The sequence below is a fragment of the Thermococcus sp. 21S7 genome, from assembly GCF_012027615.1.
Taxonomy (GTDB): domain Archaea; phylum Methanobacteriota_B; class Thermococci; order Thermococcales; family Thermococcaceae; genus Thermococcus.
The window spans coordinates 42624-61403 of sequence record NZ_SNUT01000006.1 but is presented as its reverse complement, the minus strand read 5'-3'; the positions used below and the strand labels follow the sequence as shown (position 1 = coordinate 61403).

The following is an 18780-nucleotide window of genomic DNA, read 5'->3' as shown; positions in this document are numbered from 1 at the left end:
CAAAAGCACTTAAGTTAAACAGAAGTGCTTGACTACTACAAAAATATCTGAAAAGAGAGAACTCCTGAAAAGGTCAGATGTACTCCCACACCCCGTACTCCCTGTAGTTCCTGACTATTGTTTTTGTTGTGGTAAACTGTTCAATGGAGTAACCTATTCCTTCCCTTCCGATTCCGCTGTCTTTCATCCCTCCAAATGGATAGTATCCGATGCCGTGTCTCGGAAACTCGTTTATGAATACTGCCCCAACTTCAAGCCTTCTTGCGACTTTCCTTGCTCTGGCATCATTTGTGCTGAAGACTGCCGCATCAAGGCCAAAGCGGGAGGAATTCGCCAGCTCGACGGCTTCGTCTTCATTTTTGACCTTGACTAAAAGCGTCAGCGGGCCGAACACGTCCTCTTGGAATGCCCTCAGCTTGGGAAGTGTCTCCTTTGTGACCTCAAGGAGAACCGGCCACACGTAGTTTCCTCTGCGCTTGAATTCTGTCAGAGGCTTTGCGCCTTTTTCAACGGCATCCCGATAGAGCTCTTCAATTGTCGCTGCACTTTTCTCATCGATCAGCGGCCCCATCATGGCGTTTTCATCTTCGAGCGGATTTTTGGGGTCGATTCCCTTGAGCCTCTCCGCGAGCATGTCCTTGAGATTCTCGTATATCTCTTCCTCTGCAAAGACCATCCTTATGGCGTCGCATCTCTGCCCGGAGTAGCTTACCATTCCCTTGATGAGTTTTTCTACGGCTGTTTTGAGGTCCGCGTCATCCAGAACTATCGCTGGGTCTTTTCCGCCGAGCTCCATGTGGTATGCCTTTATTCCCCCGGTTTTGAGAAGGTGCTCTCCAACCTCAGTGCTTCCCGTGAATGTTATCGCCCTAATCCTCTTGTTTGCCACTATCCTGTCCATGTCTCTGCCGGCTATGGTCAGAAGTGCAAAGCTCTCTCTTGGAAGCCCGGAGAGTTCGAGAACCCTTATGAATAAGAGCGGTGCAATCGGGTCGAGTGATGCGGGCTTAAGCAGAACGGCATTTCCGCTGAGCAGTGCTGGAATAACTTTTGCGGCGGATATGAAGAGAGGATAATTGTACGGACTTATGGCTAGGACCACCCCATAGGGTTCCCTCTTTACAATTCCTTCGCTTTCAAGTGTCTCTTCACTCCAGTCTCCGGGAATGTAGTCTCCTAGAAGTCTCCTTGACTCCATCGTTGTCTTTTCCAGACGTTCGATTGTTGCCGTGACCTCACCCTTGGCATTGCTCAGGGGCTTTCCAGCGTCGAGCATTAACACCTTGGTGAAATCGTCGAATGCCTCTCTCATGAGCTGGGCAGCCTTTAAAAACGCCCTTATCCTTTTTTCTCCGGGAAAGTTTCTTATGGCCTCCCTTCCTTTTGTATGGACTGCATCAATGGCCTCATCAAGCTGTTCCCCGTTCAGTTTTGAAACCCTTGCGATGACTTCATTGTTTATCGGACTTCTGACCTCGATGAAGCTCTCCCCAAAGACCCACCTTCCAGCTGAATACGTGGCGAACTCCACCACTCCATCGTCCCCAACCCGGAATATATCCTTGAAGATTTCGTGCTTCAGTTCGAGCATAATATATCACCCGAAGGGATACATGATTGAGGGAATATTTAAACATTTTGCGTAAACAAATGGGATTACTTTAAATGAAACTGTTTTCATGGACACCAACCTCCCGGGAGGATAGGGTTCCAAAAGGAAAATGTGGGAGAACAGAAGAGGCAGTCAGCCCATGCGAGTTTCCTCACCGCTCGGACGAAACTTCCCTCATCATCCCTGAAGGAGTAGGGAAGAGGGGTTAAAAAGCTAACCTGTGTTTAACTCTTAAGATGCTTGGCAACATGATGTTCTGGCTGAAAAAGTTTATATACTACCACAAAAAGTTTTCAACGAAAATCTATTGAATGATGTCGAATAGAATATGATACCAAGGGGAATCAACTGTCGGGGATGGTGAGGTAATGAAGAAACGTATTTACATACTTTTCTTTTTAATTCTTCTGCTTTCCCCTCACACCGTAGCCAGTCCCCTCGGAATTACTGGAATGGCCCACTATCAGGACGGTTTTCTAATTCTCACTCGCTTCACCAACAACACAACTCAGCTCTGGCTCTTCGAACCGGGCAGAGGGTTTAAGCTCTTAAATGCAACTTTTCTGAACCTCACGTTCATACACTCCAACGGAAAGAGAGTCCTCATGTATCGAAATTTGTCGGACATATATTCCGCGCCAGACGTTCAGCTATACGTTTATGACGGCGAGCTCCATCATTTAGGAGACTTCAACGGGGTAACGGACTGTGGAGACGATCTCTACATTTACTGGAACGGTGAGTTTTACCTCCTCTTTCAGCCGTGGGACGCTTGTCAGATGGCCGGCTACGATTGGTACGCAATAGTCAACGGCTCAATCCTTAAGCTTCCGGGCGAAGACCGAGGCTGGTCCACGGTTCTCTTCCATTCAAAACGCTACGCGGACAACCTCCAGGTCGTCCCACACGGCTATCTCCTCGGCTACACGGATTTTCGCACAGGGCTAACAAGCCTCCGCCTCGTAACCCTCTCCAACGGGGAAATCCGGGTTAAAAACATCACGTTCGGGAACCTCTCTGCAAAGTGGTCAGAGGCGTGCTTCAACGGCACCCATTTTGCAACCCTGCTGGGTAGCTGGATGGGACTGCCCTACGTATCAACGTTGAAGTTCTACCTGGCGATCGTAAACACCACCGGCGATTACAAAATCATTCCTCTGGACTCAATTCCTTTAGACGAGAACGTTTCCCTCGAACTTTTGGGGAGCTACAATGGAAACTGGGTCGTGAGAAAGTACAGGTACTGGAGACTATTTAGCTCTTCGAGAGGATTTTATGACAAGGCTAAAACCCTATCCTATTTCCTCGTCTCCAGGGGCGTTGTCAAAATGAGCAACGAGACCAACGTCATGGCCACCTGTCGGCGAAATTATCCCCAGATTGTTTTTGAGGGGAGGCAAGTCATCAAAGCTCCACTGAAGCTAAACGGCAAGAACGTCACGATTAACGGCACCCTGTTGCTTTATGGTGGGAACACCTTCAAACTCCCCTTTAACGTTACCCTTGCCGATTGCGGCAACGGCTGTCTGCTCTCGAACGGGAAAGAGTTAGCCTACTTCAACGGGAATGACGTTAAAACAATCAAGCTACCAGAGAACCAAACAGAAAACATCTGGTTAAGCCTGCTCGTGGCGGTCTTCTCACTGCTCCTTATCGGGTGGTTGGTGAAAATGAGAAGGCAATAACCTGGGAGCAGGTGGAAGAGGGGTTAAAAAGCTAAGCCCTCCCAGAAGAAATCACCGAGACTATGTCCCTGTGGAATGACTTCAACGCCTTCCAGTGCCGCTCGTCAATCTCGTCGCTCCATGAGACCCTCTTGTAGAACCTTTCCAGGTCGTCGAGCAGGTACTCCAAGTACTCCCTGCGCATTCTGTCCACGCCGATGCCGTTGCCCAAAAGCTTCCCCCTCAGAAACGGCATGACCTCCGACGGCCGACCGAGGGCCGCCCAGAAGAGACCCTCCTTCAGGATTTCACCCAGCAGCTCCTCAAAACCAAAGCTCCTAACTTTGGCCCTATGGATGGGTTTGGTACTCCCTCCTCATGGTAATCACCGATTCTAGGAGTGTTCGGAAGTATTTGTACTTTTTGGCCGAACCTTTGGCCATCTGTCAAAAAAGGCAAAAATTCGGGCCGATGTCTGGACATATATCCAATTTATCGTTCATTAGGTGTCATCTCGTCAATACGGCGGTCCGGTGATGCCCTCCGGGGCGGAACCCTTAAAAACCCCTGCCAGGTTCATGTTAAAAAGGACGTGGGGGTCAGGCAAAGATGGGAAAATTTGAACACAAACTTGTTAATGCTATTAAGGGATACACCTTTGACGACGTTCTTCTGATACCGCAGGCGACCGAAGTCGAGCCCAAGGACGTTGACGTCTCGACAAAGATAACTCCAAACGTCAGGCTGAACATTCCAATCCTCAGCGCGGCGATGGACACCGTTACCGAGTGGGAGATGGCCGTTGCGATGGCCAGGGAGGGCGGCCTGGGGGTCATCCACAGGAACATGAGCGTTGCGGAGCAGGCCGAGATGGTGAGGAAAGTCAAGCGCGCCGAGCGCTTCATAGTCGAGGACGTCATCACCATAGGCCCCGATGAAACCCTCGACTACGCGCTCTTCCTCATGGAGAGAAACGACATCGACGGCCTTCCGGTCGTTGGTGAGGACGGCAGAATAGTCGGCATCGTTACCAAGAAGGACATAGCGGCCAAAGAGGGCAGCCTTGTGAGGGAGGTCATGACGGGCGAGGTCATAACAGTCGGCGAGGACGTCTCGGTCGAGGAAGCCCTTGATGTGATGGTGGCCAACCGGATAGCCCGCCTCCCGGTGGTCGATGAGAACGGCCGCCTCGTGGGAATAATCACGATGAGCGACCTCATGATGAGGAAGAAGTACAGGAACGCCGTGAGGGATGAAAACGGTGACCTGATAGTGGCTGCGGCGGTGGGTCCCTTCGACATCGAGCGCGCCAAGGCCCTCGACAGGGCGGGCGCCGATGTAATCGTCGTTGACACGGCCCACGCCCACAACCTCAAGGCCATAAGGGCCATGAAGGAGATAAGGAAAGCCGTCGATGCCGATTTAATCGTTGGAAACATCGCCAATCCAAAAGCGGTTGACGACCTCACCTTCGCCGACGCGGTGAAGGTCGGAATAGGGCCCGGGAGCATATGCACAACCCGCGTCGTGGCTGGCGTTGGAGTTCCACAGGTAACCGCCATAGCCCTCGTGGCAGACAGGGCCCAGGAGTATGGGCTTCACGTCATAGCCGACGGCGGAATCCGCTACTCCGGCGACATCGTCAAGGCCATCGCCGCTGGAGCTGACGCTGTCATGCTCGGCTCCCTCCTGGCCGGAACGAAGGAGGCACCGGGCAAGGAGGTCGTCATCAACGGCAGGAGGTACAAGCAGTACCGCGGCATGGGTTCCCTCGGTGCCATGATGAAGGGAGGAGCGGAGCGCTACTACCAGAAGGGCCACATGAAGACCAAGAAGTTCGTCCCGGAGGGAGTTGAGGGAGTCGTCCCCTACAAGGGAAGCGTGAGCGACGTCCTCTACCAGCTCGTTGGAGGTCTCCGCTCAGGAATGGGCTACGTCGGGGCTTCAAGCATAGCCGAACTCAAGGAGAAGGGCGAGTTCGTGATTATAACCCAGGCCGGCGTCAAGGAGAGCCACCCGCACGACATACTCATAACAAACGAGGCCCCGAACTATCCGCTCGGGAAGTGATTCCCAGATATCTCCTGTTTCTCTTGTCTATTCTTTACAGAAGTGCATGAACACTTCTTTGGGAGTTACTTGGTTGGCGTGGCAATTTTGCCTTTGTTGAATAACAAATCTTGGCTTCCTTTATCTGACATCCTCCCAGCCAAGGCGAGGGTTCCAATGGGTTAACCCCCTCGCCATTGGGCGGTTTGGTTTGCGGGCCCATTACTTACTCCCGTCGCCAGTTTCGGTTCAGCCCGCGGGCCCGGTCTCGGGCCCGTTACCCCTACCGCAGAGCGGATTGGGGTTATGGTTTCAGAGGCCACCATTCAGGGTTTCAAACTGCCCAACGGGCAGTTCTCAAAAGGACGCCTTACGGCGTCAACCCTCCAATGCCCATTGGCTTGTTCACTGCATCCCCACCCCAAAGGACAAAGCTTTCAAAAGAAAAAGGTAATGCGGTAGTTGCGTTTTATTTGAGGGAATACCTATTTAAGGGTTCCATTGGAAGTAAATGTGTATGAAACTGATGAAAATGTTTGCGATTTTGTTTTTGACTTGCGTTGTCGTGATATTTATTGTATCGATTTTTGAGAATTGGAGTACTCATAACAGTTCTCGTTCAGAAAAGTTCCAGGTAATTCGGGGGAGTGATATCCCTGAAGTAAATGTTTCTTTTCATGAAATCACATATTTAGTTCAAAGTAATGTGTCTGAACTTGATGTTGAGTCATTTACAGAGCTCAAAATTGAGGTTTCTTCTCAAAAAGACTTGGAATTGTATGGAGAAAAAATTTTGGTGGTAAGAAACGTCAAGGAAAGTGATGTTGGCAGGATATCCCTGGTTTATCCTAAAGGGGTTGTTCTTGATAACATCACGGCAAAAAATGCAAGGATTAAGAATATCTCAATAGCTACTACTTCCCAGGCAGATATTTTGATACTCGTTTTGGAGACATCACAAAATAACGTTGGGGCCATAACAATAGAATATCACGCTAACCTAACACGTTTTGAGCCCTTTATCAGCTACGTAGAAATGAAAGACGGCTGGAGCATTTTCAGGACAACGTATGACGGCAACGAGTTGGTATTGTCATCACTGTGGTTATTAAGGGAGGTTGGGGTTTTCAAAAGCTATGAGTCTCAAATACGATTAGAGATTCCTCAGGGTTGGATGGGAGTTGTGATAGACGAAAAAGGAGAGGGATTCTGGGAGGACATTCATGAAGAATCAGCAGATGAGAGGGCTGTTTTTGTTTATTACTCGAAGAATTCGAGAAACCCGATAATAATTGCCGGTAATTTCTCGTGCGTTAATAATGTCTCCTCGGGAGCATCACTTGGCGTATGCCAAGTAGGAAAGCAGAGGAAAGACGTGCTTTTCATCGCTTCAGGAATTTTAGAGGACTATTCTCAACTCTTTGGTGGTTATCCGTATTCTGATCTCAGAATCATTTACCTGGAAAGTCTGAGTACCAAGGGAGGGTTTGAATTTCCGCGTGGAGTTATATTGATAAATCCTAAGACAAACGGAACTCTAATTCTTGCTCATGAAATTGCTCACTCCTGGTTCGGCGACTATGCGTCTTTTGGCAGGATGGATGAAACGCTTGCGAATTATCTTGCCCTGACCTACACAGACTTCCCTGAGTTACTCAATTTTACTGAGCATTCCCCTTTAATTGATTCTGCTTACAGCCTGGAGCGGGTCTACCAAGAGGAGATATCCAACGCACATGCGGAAGGAATGATATATTACAGAGGCGCTTCCGTCTTCCGCTCCCTGCAGTTTGTCCTTGGTAATGAAACTTTCTTTGAAGGTATTAGGGAGATTTTAAGGGAGTGCCATGGTAGGAAATGCAATTTAACGGATGTTCAGGAGGTTTTTGAAAGGGTTAGAGATCAGAACTTAGACTGGTTTTTTAAAGAGTGGTTTTACACTACCAAAGTTCCCGAGTATGAGGTTGAAAACCTGAGTATAGAACAAAAGGATGGAAAATCCCTCCTACGCTTCGAGATTATAGACAAAAACAACTTCACGATGCCCTTGGAAATTGAAGTGATAACACCAAAGGAGAAAGCTATCAAAAAAGTGTGGGTTGATGGCAGGGCTAAAGTCAGCTTTGAACTTGAAGGCAAGCCCACAGCAATCCTCCTTGACCCCAACGAGTGGATGGTTAACGAGAATCGGAACTACACAGTAAACGGAATTAAAATAAAAATTGAATGACCTTCTTTTTTTATCTCAGTTGCTGGCTATACGCTACATCACAGCAATCATATGTTATGATGTTTCGTGTCCAATGAACAGAAGAGACAAAAATCCAATCAAAAAGCGTTTAAGCTTTCCCTCCTCTTTTCTTCCGGTGGTGAGATGACCAGCGTTGGAATCATTGGAAGCGGTGCCGCGGGATTAACGGCGGCCGTAGCCCTGGCGAGACGGGGCTTCGACGTGACGGTCATCGGTCCGGGAATAAAAGATAGCAACTCTTATCTTGCCCAGGCAGGGATAGCGTTTCCCATTCTCGACGGTGATTCTCCTAAAGCTCACGTTCTAGACACTATCAGGGCCGGCAAGTACCTCAACGATGAGGAGACCGTGTGGAGCGTTGTGTCCAAGGCGAGCGAGGCCTACGAGTTTCTCCTCTCGATGGGGCTGGAGTTCGAGGCAAGCGAGACCGAGGGGGGACACTCTTTCCCCAGGGTTTTCACGATTAAGAACGAGACCGGGAAGCACGTGACAAAGCTCCTACACCTCCGTGCCAGGGAGCTTGGGGTTCACTTCGTCAAAGGAGGGGTCGATGAGCTGGCCGTGAAGCGGGGGGAAGCCTACGGTGTTTTCATTAAGGGCGAATTCCTGCGCTTCGACGCGACTGTTATAGCGTCCGGCGGTTTCTCTGGCCTTTTCAAGTTTACAGCGGGCTCAAAATCTAACACCGGCCTCCTCATTGGCGACGCGATAATGAAGGGTGCCCCAGCGAGGGACTTGGAGTTCGTTCAGTTCCATCCGACTGGTTACCTCGGAAGGAGCGGCGTTTTCCTCGTCAGCGAGGCCGTCCGCGGTGCCGGGGCAAAGCTGGTGACGGAAGACGGGGAGCGCTTCGTTAACGAACTCTCCACGAGGGACATCGTCGCGAGGGCGATATACAACCAGATGAAGGCCGGTAAGAGGGTCTTCCTTGACGCGACCTGCATAGAGGACTTCAAGAGGCGCTTCCCCCAGATATACGCCTTCCTGAGAAACGATGGGCTAGACCCGTCAAAGGACCTAATCCCCGTCTCCCCGATAGCCCACTACACGATGGGGGGAATAGCCGTTGACCTCTGGTACAGGACGGTAATCAAAAACCTCTACGCCGTTGGAGAGGCCATGAGCAACGGTTTTCACGGGGCGAACAGATTAGCGAGCAACTCCCTCCTTGAGTGCATCGTGAGCGGACTTGAGGTGGCTAGGACAATCGCGAGGGATAAGCCGAGGCGGGGGGACGTGAAGGAGCCGGCATATCACGGCTACGAGGCCGGGGACGTTGACTCGCTGAGGGGACTCCTGTGGAATCACGCCGGAATCGTTAGGAGCGCGAAGACCCTTAAAGAGGGCCTCAGGGAGCTTGAGGGAATCGAGGCAGACCCGAGGTTAAAGCTGCTCGCGAGGGGAGTCCTTGAGTGCGCACTCGTGAGGGAAGAAAGTCGGGGAAGTCACTACCGCGAGGACTTTCCGGCTATGAACAAATCCTTCGAGAGACCGAGCTTCTTCGACGGAAGATGCAGGCTCTAACCAAAGGTTTAAATTCTCATCGAATCATTATCATGCCCGGTGAAACGAGTGGAACTGCTCTACCTCATCGCCTCCTTCGCGGTAGTAATAGCCCTCATATGGCTTAAAATCAACGTTGGCGTCTCAATATTCGTCGGTTCTCTAGTGCTGGCCTTCCTGTTTGGAATGAGTCCCAGGGATGCCGTTGTGGCCCTTTACCACTCCGCCACCTCGTGGGAGACGATAAGGCTGGTGCTCATAATAGCCTTCATCATGGGCATGACCTCTGTCTTCTCCCAGATCGGCTACCTGAAGGACATGGAAACGGCGGCGAGCAACCTCTTTCCCAAGGCCAAGTACTCCCTGGCCATGCTTCCAGCCCTCATCGGGCTGATGCCGATGCCAGCGGGCGCACTGGTCTCGGCCCCCATGATAGAGCCGGTCGCCGGGAAGTTCGAGATGAAAGCTGAGGACAAAACCCTCGTCAACTACTGGTTCAGGCACGTATGGGAGCACTCGTGGCCGATGTATCAGGCCATAGTCATCGCTTCGGCCCTCGTTGGAATCTCTATACGGGAGATGAGCACCAAGATGTTCCCCCTGACGATTCTTATGGCGCTCATCGGCTACGTCCTCCTCATCCGCCCGCTTCCGGATGCCGGTTCCGGGGAGGGAGACGTCAAAACCGGCCTCAGACTTCTCCTGAAGAGCACCTATCCAATACTGATAATCATACTCGCCTCCATAGTTCTCGGCTTGGACATGGTCTACGGCGCTTTCCTGGGCTTTATCGCAGCCCTCATCCCCAACCTTGGAATGGTGGACGTGAAGAAGGTGCTCGCCTATGCCCTCCAGCCTAAGATAGTCTTCCTTCTCGTTGCGGTGATGTACTTCAAATACGTGCTCCAGGTTACTGGGGCGGTTGAGACGCTTCCGAACGCCATGATATCAATGAACCTGCCGGTCGTCCTCGTTCTCATGGTGACGCCGTTCATCGTTGGCCTTATGACGGGCATAAGCTTCGCCTACGTGGGCATGACCTTCCCCCTGCTCCTGCCCTTCTTTACGGGCTTTAACATGGTGGCGCTCGCTTACCTGAGCGGCTACATGGGGATGCTCTTCAGTCCCGTGCACCTCTGCTTCGTGTTCTCGGCCGAATACTATGGGGCCGAACTCAGGAGGGTCTACCTGCGGCTCCTTCCTCCGGCGCTGCTCCTCTTCGCTGGGGGCGTTGCCTACATAGCCCTCGTTCTCTGAAAGCTTTTATACCCTGGAACATAGCATTCCACAGGTGAGACCATGAAGATGGAGGAGCTCGTGCGGGAGATTGAACGCCTGAAGGAGGAGCGCAACGCTATAATAATGGCCCACAACTACCAGCTGCCTGAAATCCAGGACATAGCCGACTTCCTTGGCGACAGCCTTGAGCTCGCGAGGAAGGCAGTCAACGTTGATGCCGACGTCATAGTCTTCGCGGGAGTAGACTTCATGGCCGAGACCGCGAAGATCCTCAATCCCGAAAAGACCGTCCTGCTTCCGAGCAAAAGGGCCACCTGCGCCATGGCCAACATGCTGAAGGTCGAGCACATCCTCAGGGCCAAGGAGCAGTATCCGGACGCCCCGGTGGTTCTCTACGTGAACACCACCGCCGAGACCAAGGCCTACGCCGACGTGACGGTGACCTCAGCCAACGCGGTTAAAATAGTTGAAAAGCTCGATTCCGATGTCATAATCTTCGGGCCCGATAAGAATCTGGCGAACTACGTGGCCAAACAGACCGGCAAGAAGGTCATTCCCGTGCCGGAGTACGGGCACTGCTACGTTCACAGACAGTTCACCCTTGAGGACGTCGAACGTGCCAGGAAGCTCTACCCCAACGCCAAGCTGATGGTTCACCCCGAGTGTGAGCCGGAGGTGCAGGAAAGGGCCGACATAATAGTCTCCACGGGAGGAATGATAAGGCGCGCGAAGGAGTGGAACGAGTGGGTCGTCTTCACGGAGCACGAGATGGTCTACCGGCTCGGGAAGCTCTACCCCGATATCAAGTTCCACCCGGCCAAGGAGGACGCCGTCTGCATAGGAATGAAGGCCATAACGCTCAACCACATATACGAGTCGCTTAGGGACATGAAGTACGAGGTTGAAGTGCCGGAGGAGATAGCCCAGAAGGCCAGGAAGGCCATCGAGAGGATGCTGGAGATGAGCTAACTTGTCAAGTTGAGAGTGAAAGATTCCTGGATTTTTGCTAGGTATGGAGGGAAACTTTTTAAGGATTTTTACCTCTTTATTTAACATGAGCCGTGAGGAAACGATATCCCAAATTCTGATGGACTACCTCAACCTCAGCGTTGAGGGTGTTGAGCGCGAGCTGAGGGTTCCCGAAGAGATCAGTGTAAACAAGGTCATAACAATAATCGGCCCAAGGAGAACTGGGAAGACCTTCTACCTCCTCCAAAAGTTTTCCAAGCTGAGAAAGGCAGGCAAGGCGGCCGTCTTCTTTCCTCTCGACGATGACAGGATATACCCCCCGACGCTCGATGACCTTTCGACCCTCGTGAAGGTTTTCTATGAGCTCTTCCCAGATGCCGAAAGGAAGTATCTCTTCCTTGACGAGATTCAAAACGTCCCCAACTGGGAGCTCTTCGTCAAGAGGGCCGTTGAGAGGGACGGTTTCAAGGTCTATCTGGCCGGCTCCTCCTCGAAACTTCTGAGCAAGGAAATCGCAACGGCACTGCGTGGAAGAACGCTTACCTTTGAGATGTTTCCGTTCTCCTTCAGGGAGTTCCTGCTGGCCAAAGGCTTCAGTCCGGGTAAATACCTCTCCACAAGGGAGGAGGCACGGGTAAAGGCTATGCTGAAGGAGTACCTTGCGTTTGGCGGCTTTCCGGAGGTTGTTCTCCTCGAAGATTCATTCCTCAAGAGGAAAACGCTTTCAGAGTACGTGGATGTGATGCTCTACCGTGACGTTGTTGAGAGGCACAACGTGAAGAACCTCAGGGCCATCAGGATGTTCCTGAAGCTCCTCATGACGTCATTTGCCAAGGAGTTTTCGATAAACAAAACGGCCAGATACATGAGGGGAATGGGGATTGATGTGAGCAGGAACACGCTCTACAGTTACTTCGACTACTTTGAAGAGGCCTACGTGATCTTCCCGCTCAGGAAGTTCTCCTACAACATGAAAGAGATTGAGAAGAGCCTTCCCAAGATTTACGTCGTTGATACCGGTTTGATAAACGCCTACTCCCCCCGTTCAGGAGAGAGCATCGGCAGGCTGATGGAGAACGCGGTCTTCCTCGAACTCAGGAGGCAGGAGAAGGAGCTATACTACTTCAAGGACGAGCGGGGGAGGGAGGTTGATTTCTTGGTGAAAGATGGAAATGACGTTTCGGAACTCATACAGGTCAGCTACTCTATCGAGGAATCCACAACGTTTGAGCGGGAGGCCTCGGCACTGCTGATCGCCTCAGAGAAGTTCGACTGTGAAAACCTAACGGTAATAAACTGGGACATGGATGACCTCATTGATGTGGAGGGGAAAAAGATTCGGCTCATTCCTCTCTGGAAGTTCCTGCTGGGGGGTGGAAGAGAATGACGCCAATTTCCTATCTGCTCAAGTTCCTTGAGGAGGACGCTCCCTTCGGTGACGTCACGAGCGAGGCTGTAATCCCTGAAGGAACCAAGGCCAAAGCCGTAATCATAGCCAAGCAAAACGGCGTTATCGCGGGCGTTGAGGAGGCCAAAGCCCTGTTCGAACACTTCGGGGTTGAAGTTGGGGTCAGAATGCATGACGGGGAGAGAGTGAAGAGGGGAGACGTTATCCTGGAGCTTGAAGGGGACGCACGCTCCATACTCCTCGTCGAGAGGACTGCACTGAACATAATGGGCAGGATGAGCGGCATAGCGACCGAGGTCAGAAGGCTTGTCGAGAAGGTTGAGGCCGTGAATCCCAAGGTTCGCGTTGCAGGAACTAGGAAGACCCTCCTCAAGCCCATAGACAAGAGGGCGATACTCATCGGCGGCGGCGAGCCGCACAGGTTTGCCCTCAGCGATGCGGTACTCATAAAGGACAACCACCTCGCCTTAGTCCCGCTGGAGGAGGCCATAAGGCGCGCCAAGGCCTTCAGCGTTTACAAGGTCGTTGAGGTCGAGGTCGAGAGCCTTGAAGATGCCATCAAAGCGGCGAAAGCCGGGGCCGACGTTGTGATGCTCGACAACATGAGTCCGGCCGAGATAGCCGAGACGATAGGGGCTCTAAAGCGCGAGGGTCTTCGCGATAGGGTGAAAATCGAGGTCTCCGGTGGGATAACCCCGGAGAACATCGAGGAGTACGCCAAGCTCGACATCGACGTCATAAGCCTCGGCTACCTCACGCACTCCGTCAAGAACTTCGACGTCAGCCTTGAGATAATTGGGGCGGTCTGAGCGGATTTCCTTCTTGTCTTATTCATTTCTGCCGAAGGTTCTTCGGAAACATCGGGGCGTTTATGCAGCAAGGTTTATATTCAAGTTTTTTCTTGAATATTATTGCAAGCCATAACTTGAAATGGTGATGCCCATGGGAAAGCTCCACGTTATAGAGGCCAAGGGTACGGACCGACTGAAGCGCGGTTTTGCCAAGATGGTTAAGGGCGGGGTGATAATGGACGTCACGAACGCCGAGCAGGCCAGAATCGCCGAGGAAGCCGGTGCAGTTTCGGTTATGGCCCTTCACCGGGTTCCAGCGGACATCCGAAAGGCCGGTGGCGTTGCCAGGATGGCCCCGATAGAGAAAGTTAAGGAGATAATGGATGCGGTGACGATTCCCGTCATGGCCAAGGTCAGGATCGGCCACGTCGCTGAGGCCAGAGTCCTTGAGGCGCTTGGCGTCGACATGATAGATGAAAGCGAGGTTCTGACCCCTGCGGACCCATACTTCCACATAGACAAGAGGGAGTTCAGCGTTCCCTTCGTCTGCGGCGCCAGGAACCTTGGAGAGGCCGTTAGAAGGATATGGGAAGGCTCCGCCATGATAAGAACCAAGGGCGAGGCCGGAACCGGCAACATCGTTGAAGCCGTTAGGCACGTCCGCCTCGTCGCCGATAACATAAGGCTCATTCAGCGCATGACGGATGATCAGGTTTATGCCGTGGCTGAAAAGTTCGCCGAGCCGTACCTCAGGCTGGCCTGGCAGATAAGGGAAATAAGCGGCCTGCCCAGACAGGTCCTTGAGAACGAGCCCGTTTACGGCCGCTACACCTACCGCGAGATAGTTGACGACCTCTACAAGATTCTCCTGGAGATAAAGAAGCTCGGCAGGCTTCCGGTCGTCAACTTCGCCGCCGGAGGAGTTGCCACTCCAGCCGACGCTGCCCTGATGATGGAGATGGGTATGGACGGCGTCTTCGTCGGCTCTGGAATCTTCAAGAGCTCCAACCCGGAGAAGATGGCGAGGGCGATAGTTGAGGCCGTCAGCCACTGGGACGAGCCGGACGTTATAGCCGAGATAAGCAAAGAGATCGGCGAGCCCATGAAGGGCCTGGAGATTGAGGAGCTTGAGGTTCGCCTTGAGGAAAGGGGCGTCTGAGCTTTTTCCTCTATTTCTGGGGGTGTGAATGTGCTTAAAGTCGGAGTTATTGGCCTTCAGGGGGCGGTTGGCGAGCACATCGAGGCGGTGAAGAGGGCCTTTGAGAAGCTCGGCGTTGAGGGGGAGGTATTCTGGTTGAAGAGGCCGGAGCAGTTGAATGCCATTGATGCGATAATCCTGCCAGGGGGGGAGAGCACGACCATATCTCGGCTGATGCAGAAAAACGGTCTCTTTGAGCCGGTTATGAAGCTCGGTGAGGAAGGGCTTCCAATAATGGGCACCTGTGCGGGTTTAATTCTCCTTGCAAAGAAGGTTGAAGGGGCCGTTGAGGGGCAGCGCTTTCTGGGGCTCCTCGACGTCAGGGTTAATAGAAATGCCTACGGCAGACAGGTTGACAGTTTTGAGGTCCCGTTAAAGCTGTCCTTCAGCGATGAACCTTTCCCGGGTGTCTTTATACGTGCTCCAAAGATAGTCGGGCTTCTGAGCGATGAGGTCAAACCAATAGCCTGGCACGGTGAGGAGGTAGTCGGCGTTGAGCAGGGGAGCATCATTGGTCTGGCGTTCCATCCGGAGCTAACCGAGAGCACGGCGCTGCATGAATACCTCCTGAAAAAGGCCCTCTAGTTTGAACATTTTTTCATCAATTTTGTCTGGAAAACTTTTTATTTTTGCCATATATCTGTTCATAGGTGGTAGCGTGAGCGAGTTCAAGACGGTCGTGTGTCCGTACTGTGGCTTTGGTTGCAGGCTTCTCGTTGACCCCGGTACGATGAGGGTAAAGCCGCACAAGGGCGAACCGAATCGGGGAAAGCTGTGCCCAAAGGGGCTCCACGCAACCGAGTTCGTTCTCTCGAATGACAGGCTCAAGCGTCCCCTGAGGCGTGAGGGGGCCAGGATAAAGCCGGTAAGCTGGGGGCAGGCGATTGATGATATATCCAGCAAGCTCCTCGAAATTCGCGAGCTGTACGGCCCCGACGCCGTGGCGTTCATAGCATCCTCCAAGGTTAGCAACGAGGAGAACTACCTGCTTCAGAAGATGGCGAGACTCTTCGGCACCAACAACATCGACAACTGCGCGAGGCTCTGCCATGAAGCGAGTGTTCACGCCCTCAAGATGGCCGTTGGGGCGGGGGCACAGACCAACCCGTACGAGGACCTGGAGAGATTCGGGGTTATACTCATCTGGGGGTACAACCCCGCCGAAACCCACCCCGTTGTGATGGATTACATCCTCAGGGCGAAGAGGAGGGGGGCAAAGATAATCGTTGTTGATGTCAGGGAAACCAGAACGATGGCCTTCGCGGATTATGGCCTCATCATCCGCCCTGGAACCGACATAGCTCTGGCCAACGCGATGATGCACGTGATCATCCGGGAGGAGCTCTACGATGACGAGTTCATAAGGACGAGGACGAGGGGGTTCTCCGAGATACGAATGGCCGTGAGGAAGTACACGCCCGAATACGCCGAGAAGGTTGCGGGGATTTCGGCTGAACTGATTAGGGAGGTCGCGAGAACCTTTGCCCTCGCCAGGAGCGGTGCGATAATGTGGGGAATGGGCCTCACTCAGCACGTCTCCGGGGTGGAGAACGTTCTGGCCGTCATAGACCTCGCCCTGCTCCTCGGATACATCGGTGAAAAAGGCGGACTTTACCCGATGCGCGGCCAGAACAACGTCCAGGGTGCGGCATACATGGGGGCGCTCAGCGAGTTTCTGCCCGGCTACGTTCCCCTCACGGATGAGCGCTTCAGAAAGCGCGTGGCCAAGATATGGGGTGTGGAAGACCTTCCAACGGAGCGCGGTCTCTACCTCACGGAGCTGTGGGATGCCGTCGAAAGCGGCGACGTTAGGGCGCTCTACATCGTCGGTGAGAACCCGGCCGTCAGCGAGGCGAACTTCACCCGCGTTAGGGGGGCGCTGAGAAAGCTCGACCTGCTCGTCGTCCAGGACATATTCATGACGAGAACTGCCCGCTACGCCCACTACATCCTTCCGGCCAGTGCCTTCTGCGAGAAGGACGGCTCCTACATGAACAGTGAGAGAAGAATCCAGTGGAGCCACAAGGTCTGCGAGCCCTACGCCGACTCGAAGCCCGACTGGGAGATTCTGACGATGCTCGGCAGGGCCCTGGGACTCCCTGGTTTTGACTACCGCTCGGTCGAGGAGATAACAGCCGAGTACTTCCGTCTGTTCCCAGAGCTGGAGGACAGGAGTGTTGAAGAACTGAAGGCTGGAGAGGGCATCTTTCTGCCGAGGAAGCGGCTCCACACCTGGGAGTTCGCAACCCCCGACGGAAAGGCCAGGCTCATAGCGGTGGAGAGAATATCGCCGTGGGAGAAGCCGGATTCCGAGTATCCCTTCATACTGACGACTGTGAGGCTCATAAGTCACTACAACACCGGGGAGATGACCCTTAGGAGCCCTTCGCTGGTCAGGTTCATGGGTGAGCCCAGGGTCTTTATGAACGCCATGGACGCCCGGAAGCTCGGCATCGCCGAGGGGGATTGGGTGGAGATAGAAACGAGGCGCGGCAGGGTGCACATGAGGGCGAAGCTCGGTGGAATTCCCCCTGGAGTCGTGGCGATTCCCTTCCACTTCAAGGCCAACAGACTGACGAGCGAGGCCCTTAACAAGGCAGGAACGCCCGAATTCAAGTTCTCGGCCGCCAAAGTGAGGAAGTTCAGAAACGGAAGGCCCACTCAGGATACTCGCCGGTGAGGCACGCCAGGCAGAGGTCTTTCCTTCCTACGGCTTTTTTCAGCCCATCGACGCTTAGGTAGGCCAAACTGTCGGCGCCTATTGCGTCCCTCACCTTCTCGACGCTTCCAAAGGCCGCTATGAGCTCGTGTCTCGTCGGGATGTCTATGCCCATGTAGCAGGGATGTCTTATCGGAGGTGAGGCGATCCTCACGTGCACCTCCCTCGCGCCCGCCCCCCTCAGCATGGCGACGATGCGCTTCATAGTCGTCCCCCTGACTATTGAATCGTCAACCAGCACAACGCTCTTTCCTTCTACGACTTCCCTCACCGGGGAGAGCTTGAGCTTAACCTTCAGCTCGCGGTAGAACTGGCCGGGAGTTATGAAAGTCCTTCCTATGTAGCGGTTCTTTATGAGTCCCTCGGAGTAGGGAATCCCGCTGACCTGGGAGAAACCGAGTGCCGCGGCCCTTCCAGAATCCGGAACTGCTATCACAACATCCCCATCCGCAGGGCTCTCACTCGCAAGCTCGCGGCCCATCCTGACCCTGGCATTGTATACGCTGACCCCGTCTATCGTGCTGTCCGGACGGGCGAAGTATATGTACTCAAAGACACAGCCGTGGCGTTTTTCAGTGGCGAGCACCCTGTTTTCAACCCCGCCTTCCGAGAGAAGGAAAACCTCTCCGGGCCTGACGTCCCTCACATCTTCCACGAAGAGCCTCAGTGCGGAATCCTCGGATGCAAAATAGTGGCCGTCTCCTGTCCCGTAGCTGAGCGGCCTGAAGCCGACAGGATCCCTCGCCACGAGTATCTTCCCGTCGAAGAGGAGAGCCACGGAGTAGGCCCCCTTGACCTCACTGAAAACTTCCCGCATAGCCTCGAACTCGTCGCCGGTTTCGTTGAGATGCCACAGAAAAGAAATCCCCAGCAACTCGGAATCAACCGAGTGTCCGAACTTGACTCCCAGCCGTTCGTAGTGCCTCCTGAGGGGGAGGAAATTCGTGAGGGTCCCGTTGTGAGCGACGGCTATTCTCTTCCCGCAGCAGCCCGTCTCCAGCGGCTGGGTTTCCGTGAGGGAACCGGAGGTTGAGTAGCGGACGTGGGCTATTGCAACCTTGGATCTCAGCTTGGCTATCTCACCGTTCCTGAAAACCTCCGAGACGAGTCCGCGTCCTGTCACCGTTCTTATCCTGTGCTTCCAGACGCTTATTCCGGCACTCTCTTGTCCCCTGTGCTGCAGTGCTATCAGCGCGTAGTAGGCTTTTCTGGGCGCGTTTTCGGTAACCGCTGCAAAGACTCCGCACTTCTCCCTCATGACGAACCCCGCCAGCCTATTGACATAAATATGTTAATAATCTCAAGTGTTGACGCCATATTTTAGAGAATTATGTTTAAAAGCTTTGCCCATGTTTTGCCATTTTTATGATAAAACAA

14 protein-coding genes are annotated in these 18780 nt (G+C 53.1%); 11 read left to right on the top strand and 3 right to left on the bottom strand.

Going from position 1 to position 18780, the window contains the following annotated elements; all coding sequences use genetic code 11:
• Positions 1-73: 73 nt before the first annotated feature.
• Positions 74-1591, bottom strand: a complete 1518-nt coding sequence (gapN, locus tag E3E51_RS10100; RefSeq protein ID WP_167912992.1) for an NADP-dependent glyceraldehyde-3-phosphate dehydrogenase — start codon at positions 1589-1591, stop codon at positions 74-76.
• Between the two features lie 389 nt (positions 1592-1980).
• Here gapN and E3E51_RS10095 point away from each other — a divergent pair, with 389 nt between their 5' ends.
• Positions 1981-3297 carry a hypothetical protein gene (locus tag E3E51_RS10095; RefSeq protein WP_167912991.1) on the top strand — a complete coding sequence of 439 codons (1317 nt, stop codon included), beginning with the start codon at positions 1981-1983 and terminating at the stop codon, positions 3295-3297.
• A 31-nt stretch (positions 3298-3328) separates the two neighbouring features.
• Here E3E51_RS10095 and E3E51_RS10090 read toward each other — a convergent pair whose 3' ends face one another.
• Positions 3329-3532: a hypothetical protein gene (locus tag E3E51_RS10090; protein WP_240924316.1), complete on the bottom strand. Its 204-nt coding sequence runs from the start codon at positions 3530-3532 to the stop codon at positions 3329-3331.
• A 353-nt stretch (positions 3533-3885) separates the two neighbouring features.
• On the opposite strand from E3E51_RS10090, the gene guaB reads away from it, so the two are divergent.
• From guaB to fdhF, 10 genes are all read left to right on the top strand, one after another.
• Positions 3886-5346, top strand: a complete 1461-nt coding sequence (gene guaB / locus E3E51_RS10085) for an IMP dehydrogenase (protein ID WP_167912990.1) — start codon at positions 3886-3888, stop codon at positions 5344-5346.
• Positions 5347-5842: 496 nt separating this feature from the next.
• Entirely contained in the window at positions 5843-7555 is a 1713-nt protein-coding gene (locus E3E51_RS10080) for a M1 family metallopeptidase (protein WP_167912989.1), read from the top strand.
• 144 nt (positions 7556-7699) lie between these two features.
• A complete protein-coding gene (locus E3E51_RS10075; protein WP_167912988.1) occupies positions 7700-9100 on the top strand; it encodes an L-aspartate oxidase in 1401 nt (466 codons plus the stop codon).
• Between the two features lie 48 nt (positions 9101-9148).
• Positions 9149-10336 (top strand): TIGR00529 family membrane protein, encoded by a 1188-nt coding sequence (locus tag E3E51_RS10070; protein ID WP_167913122.1) that lies wholly within the window; start codon positions 9149-9151, stop codon positions 10334-10336.
• A gap of 42 nt (positions 10337-10378) precedes the next feature.
• Positions 10379-11287, top strand: coding sequence for a quinolinate synthase NadA (nadA, locus tag E3E51_RS10065; RefSeq protein WP_167912987.1), 909 nt, complete (start codon positions 10379-10381; stop codon positions 11285-11287).
• An 85-nt stretch (positions 11288-11372) separates the two neighbouring features.
• Complete coding sequence (locus E3E51_RS10060; RefSeq protein ID WP_167912986.1) at positions 11373-12674, top strand: ATP-binding protein; 1302 nt, start codon at positions 11373-11375, stop codon at positions 12672-12674.
• Entirely contained in the window at positions 12671-13504 is an 834-nt protein-coding gene (gene nadC / locus E3E51_RS10055) for a carboxylating nicotinate-nucleotide diphosphorylase (RefSeq protein WP_167912985.1), read from the top strand. The genes E3E51_RS10060 and nadC overlap by 4 nt, the downstream gene beginning before the upstream one ends.
• 133 nt (positions 13505-13637) lie before the next feature.
• Positions 13638-14645 carry a pyridoxal 5'-phosphate synthase lyase subunit PdxS gene (gene pdxS, locus E3E51_RS10050; protein ID WP_167913121.1) on the top strand — a complete coding sequence of 336 codons (1008 nt, stop codon included), beginning with the start codon at positions 13638-13640 and terminating at the stop codon, positions 14643-14645.
• Positions 14646-14675: 30 nt separating this feature from the next.
• Entirely contained in the window at positions 14676-15269 is a 594-nt protein-coding gene (pdxT, locus tag E3E51_RS10045) for a pyridoxal 5'-phosphate synthase glutaminase subunit PdxT (protein WP_167912984.1), read from the top strand.
• A gap of 73 nt (positions 15270-15342) precedes the next feature.
• Positions 15343-17364: a formate dehydrogenase subunit alpha gene (gene fdhF, locus E3E51_RS10040; RefSeq protein WP_167912983.1), complete on the top strand. Its 2022-nt coding sequence runs from the start codon at positions 15343-15345 to the stop codon at positions 17362-17364.
• Here fdhF and purF read toward each other — a convergent pair.
• The gene (gene purF, locus E3E51_RS10035) at positions 17327-18661 is read right to left on the bottom strand and encodes an amidophosphoribosyltransferase (RefSeq protein WP_167912982.1); all 1335 of its coding nucleotides are present in this window, start codon (positions 18659-18661) and stop codon (positions 17327-17329) included. The genes fdhF and purF overlap by 38 nt on opposite strands.
• Positions 18662-18780 lie beyond the last annotated feature (119 nt).

What these genes read in the sequence shown, in the direction of transcription:
- E3E51_RS10060 (WP_167912986.1), top strand. Translation starts at nt 11,373, where the DNA reads ATGAGCCGTGAGGAAACGATATCCCAAATTCTGATGGACTACCTCAAC.
- E3E51_RS10075 (WP_167912988.1), top strand. Translation starts at nt 7,700, where the DNA reads ATGACCAGCGTTGGAATCATTGGAAGCGGTGCCGCGGGATTAACGGCG.
- nadA (WP_167912987.1), top strand. Translation starts at nt 10,379, where the DNA reads ATGAAGATGGAGGAGCTCGTGCGGGAGATTGAACGCCTGAAGGAGGAG.
- E3E51_RS10095 (WP_167912991.1), top strand. Translation starts at nt 1,981, where the DNA reads ATGAAGAAACGTATTTACATACTTTTCTTTTTAATTCTTCTGCTTTCC.
- purF (WP_167912982.1), bottom strand. Translation starts at nt 18,661, where the DNA reads ATGAGGGAGAAGTGCGGAGTCTTTGCAGCGGTTACCGAAAACGCGCCC.
- pdxS (WP_167913121.1), top strand. Translation starts at nt 13,638, where the DNA reads ATGGGAAAGCTCCACGTTATAGAGGCCAAGGGTACGGACCGACTGAAG.
- gapN (WP_167912992.1), bottom strand. Translation starts at nt 1,591, where the DNA reads ATGCTCGAACTGAAGCACGAAATCTTCAAGGATATATTCCGGGTTGGG.
- nadC (WP_167912985.1), top strand. Translation starts at nt 12,671, where the DNA reads ATGACGCCAATTTCCTATCTGCTCAAGTTCCTTGAGGAGGACGCTCCC.
- E3E51_RS10090 (WP_240924316.1), bottom strand. Translation starts at nt 3,532, where the DNA reads ATGCCGTTTCTGAGGGGGAAGCTTTTGGGCAACGGCATCGGCGTGGAC.
- guaB (WP_167912990.1), top strand. Translation starts at nt 3,886, where the DNA reads ATGGGAAAATTTGAACACAAACTTGTTAATGCTATTAAGGGATACACC.
- E3E51_RS10080 (WP_167912989.1), top strand. Translation starts at nt 5,843, where the DNA reads ATGAAACTGATGAAAATGTTTGCGATTTTGTTTTTGACTTGCGTTGTC.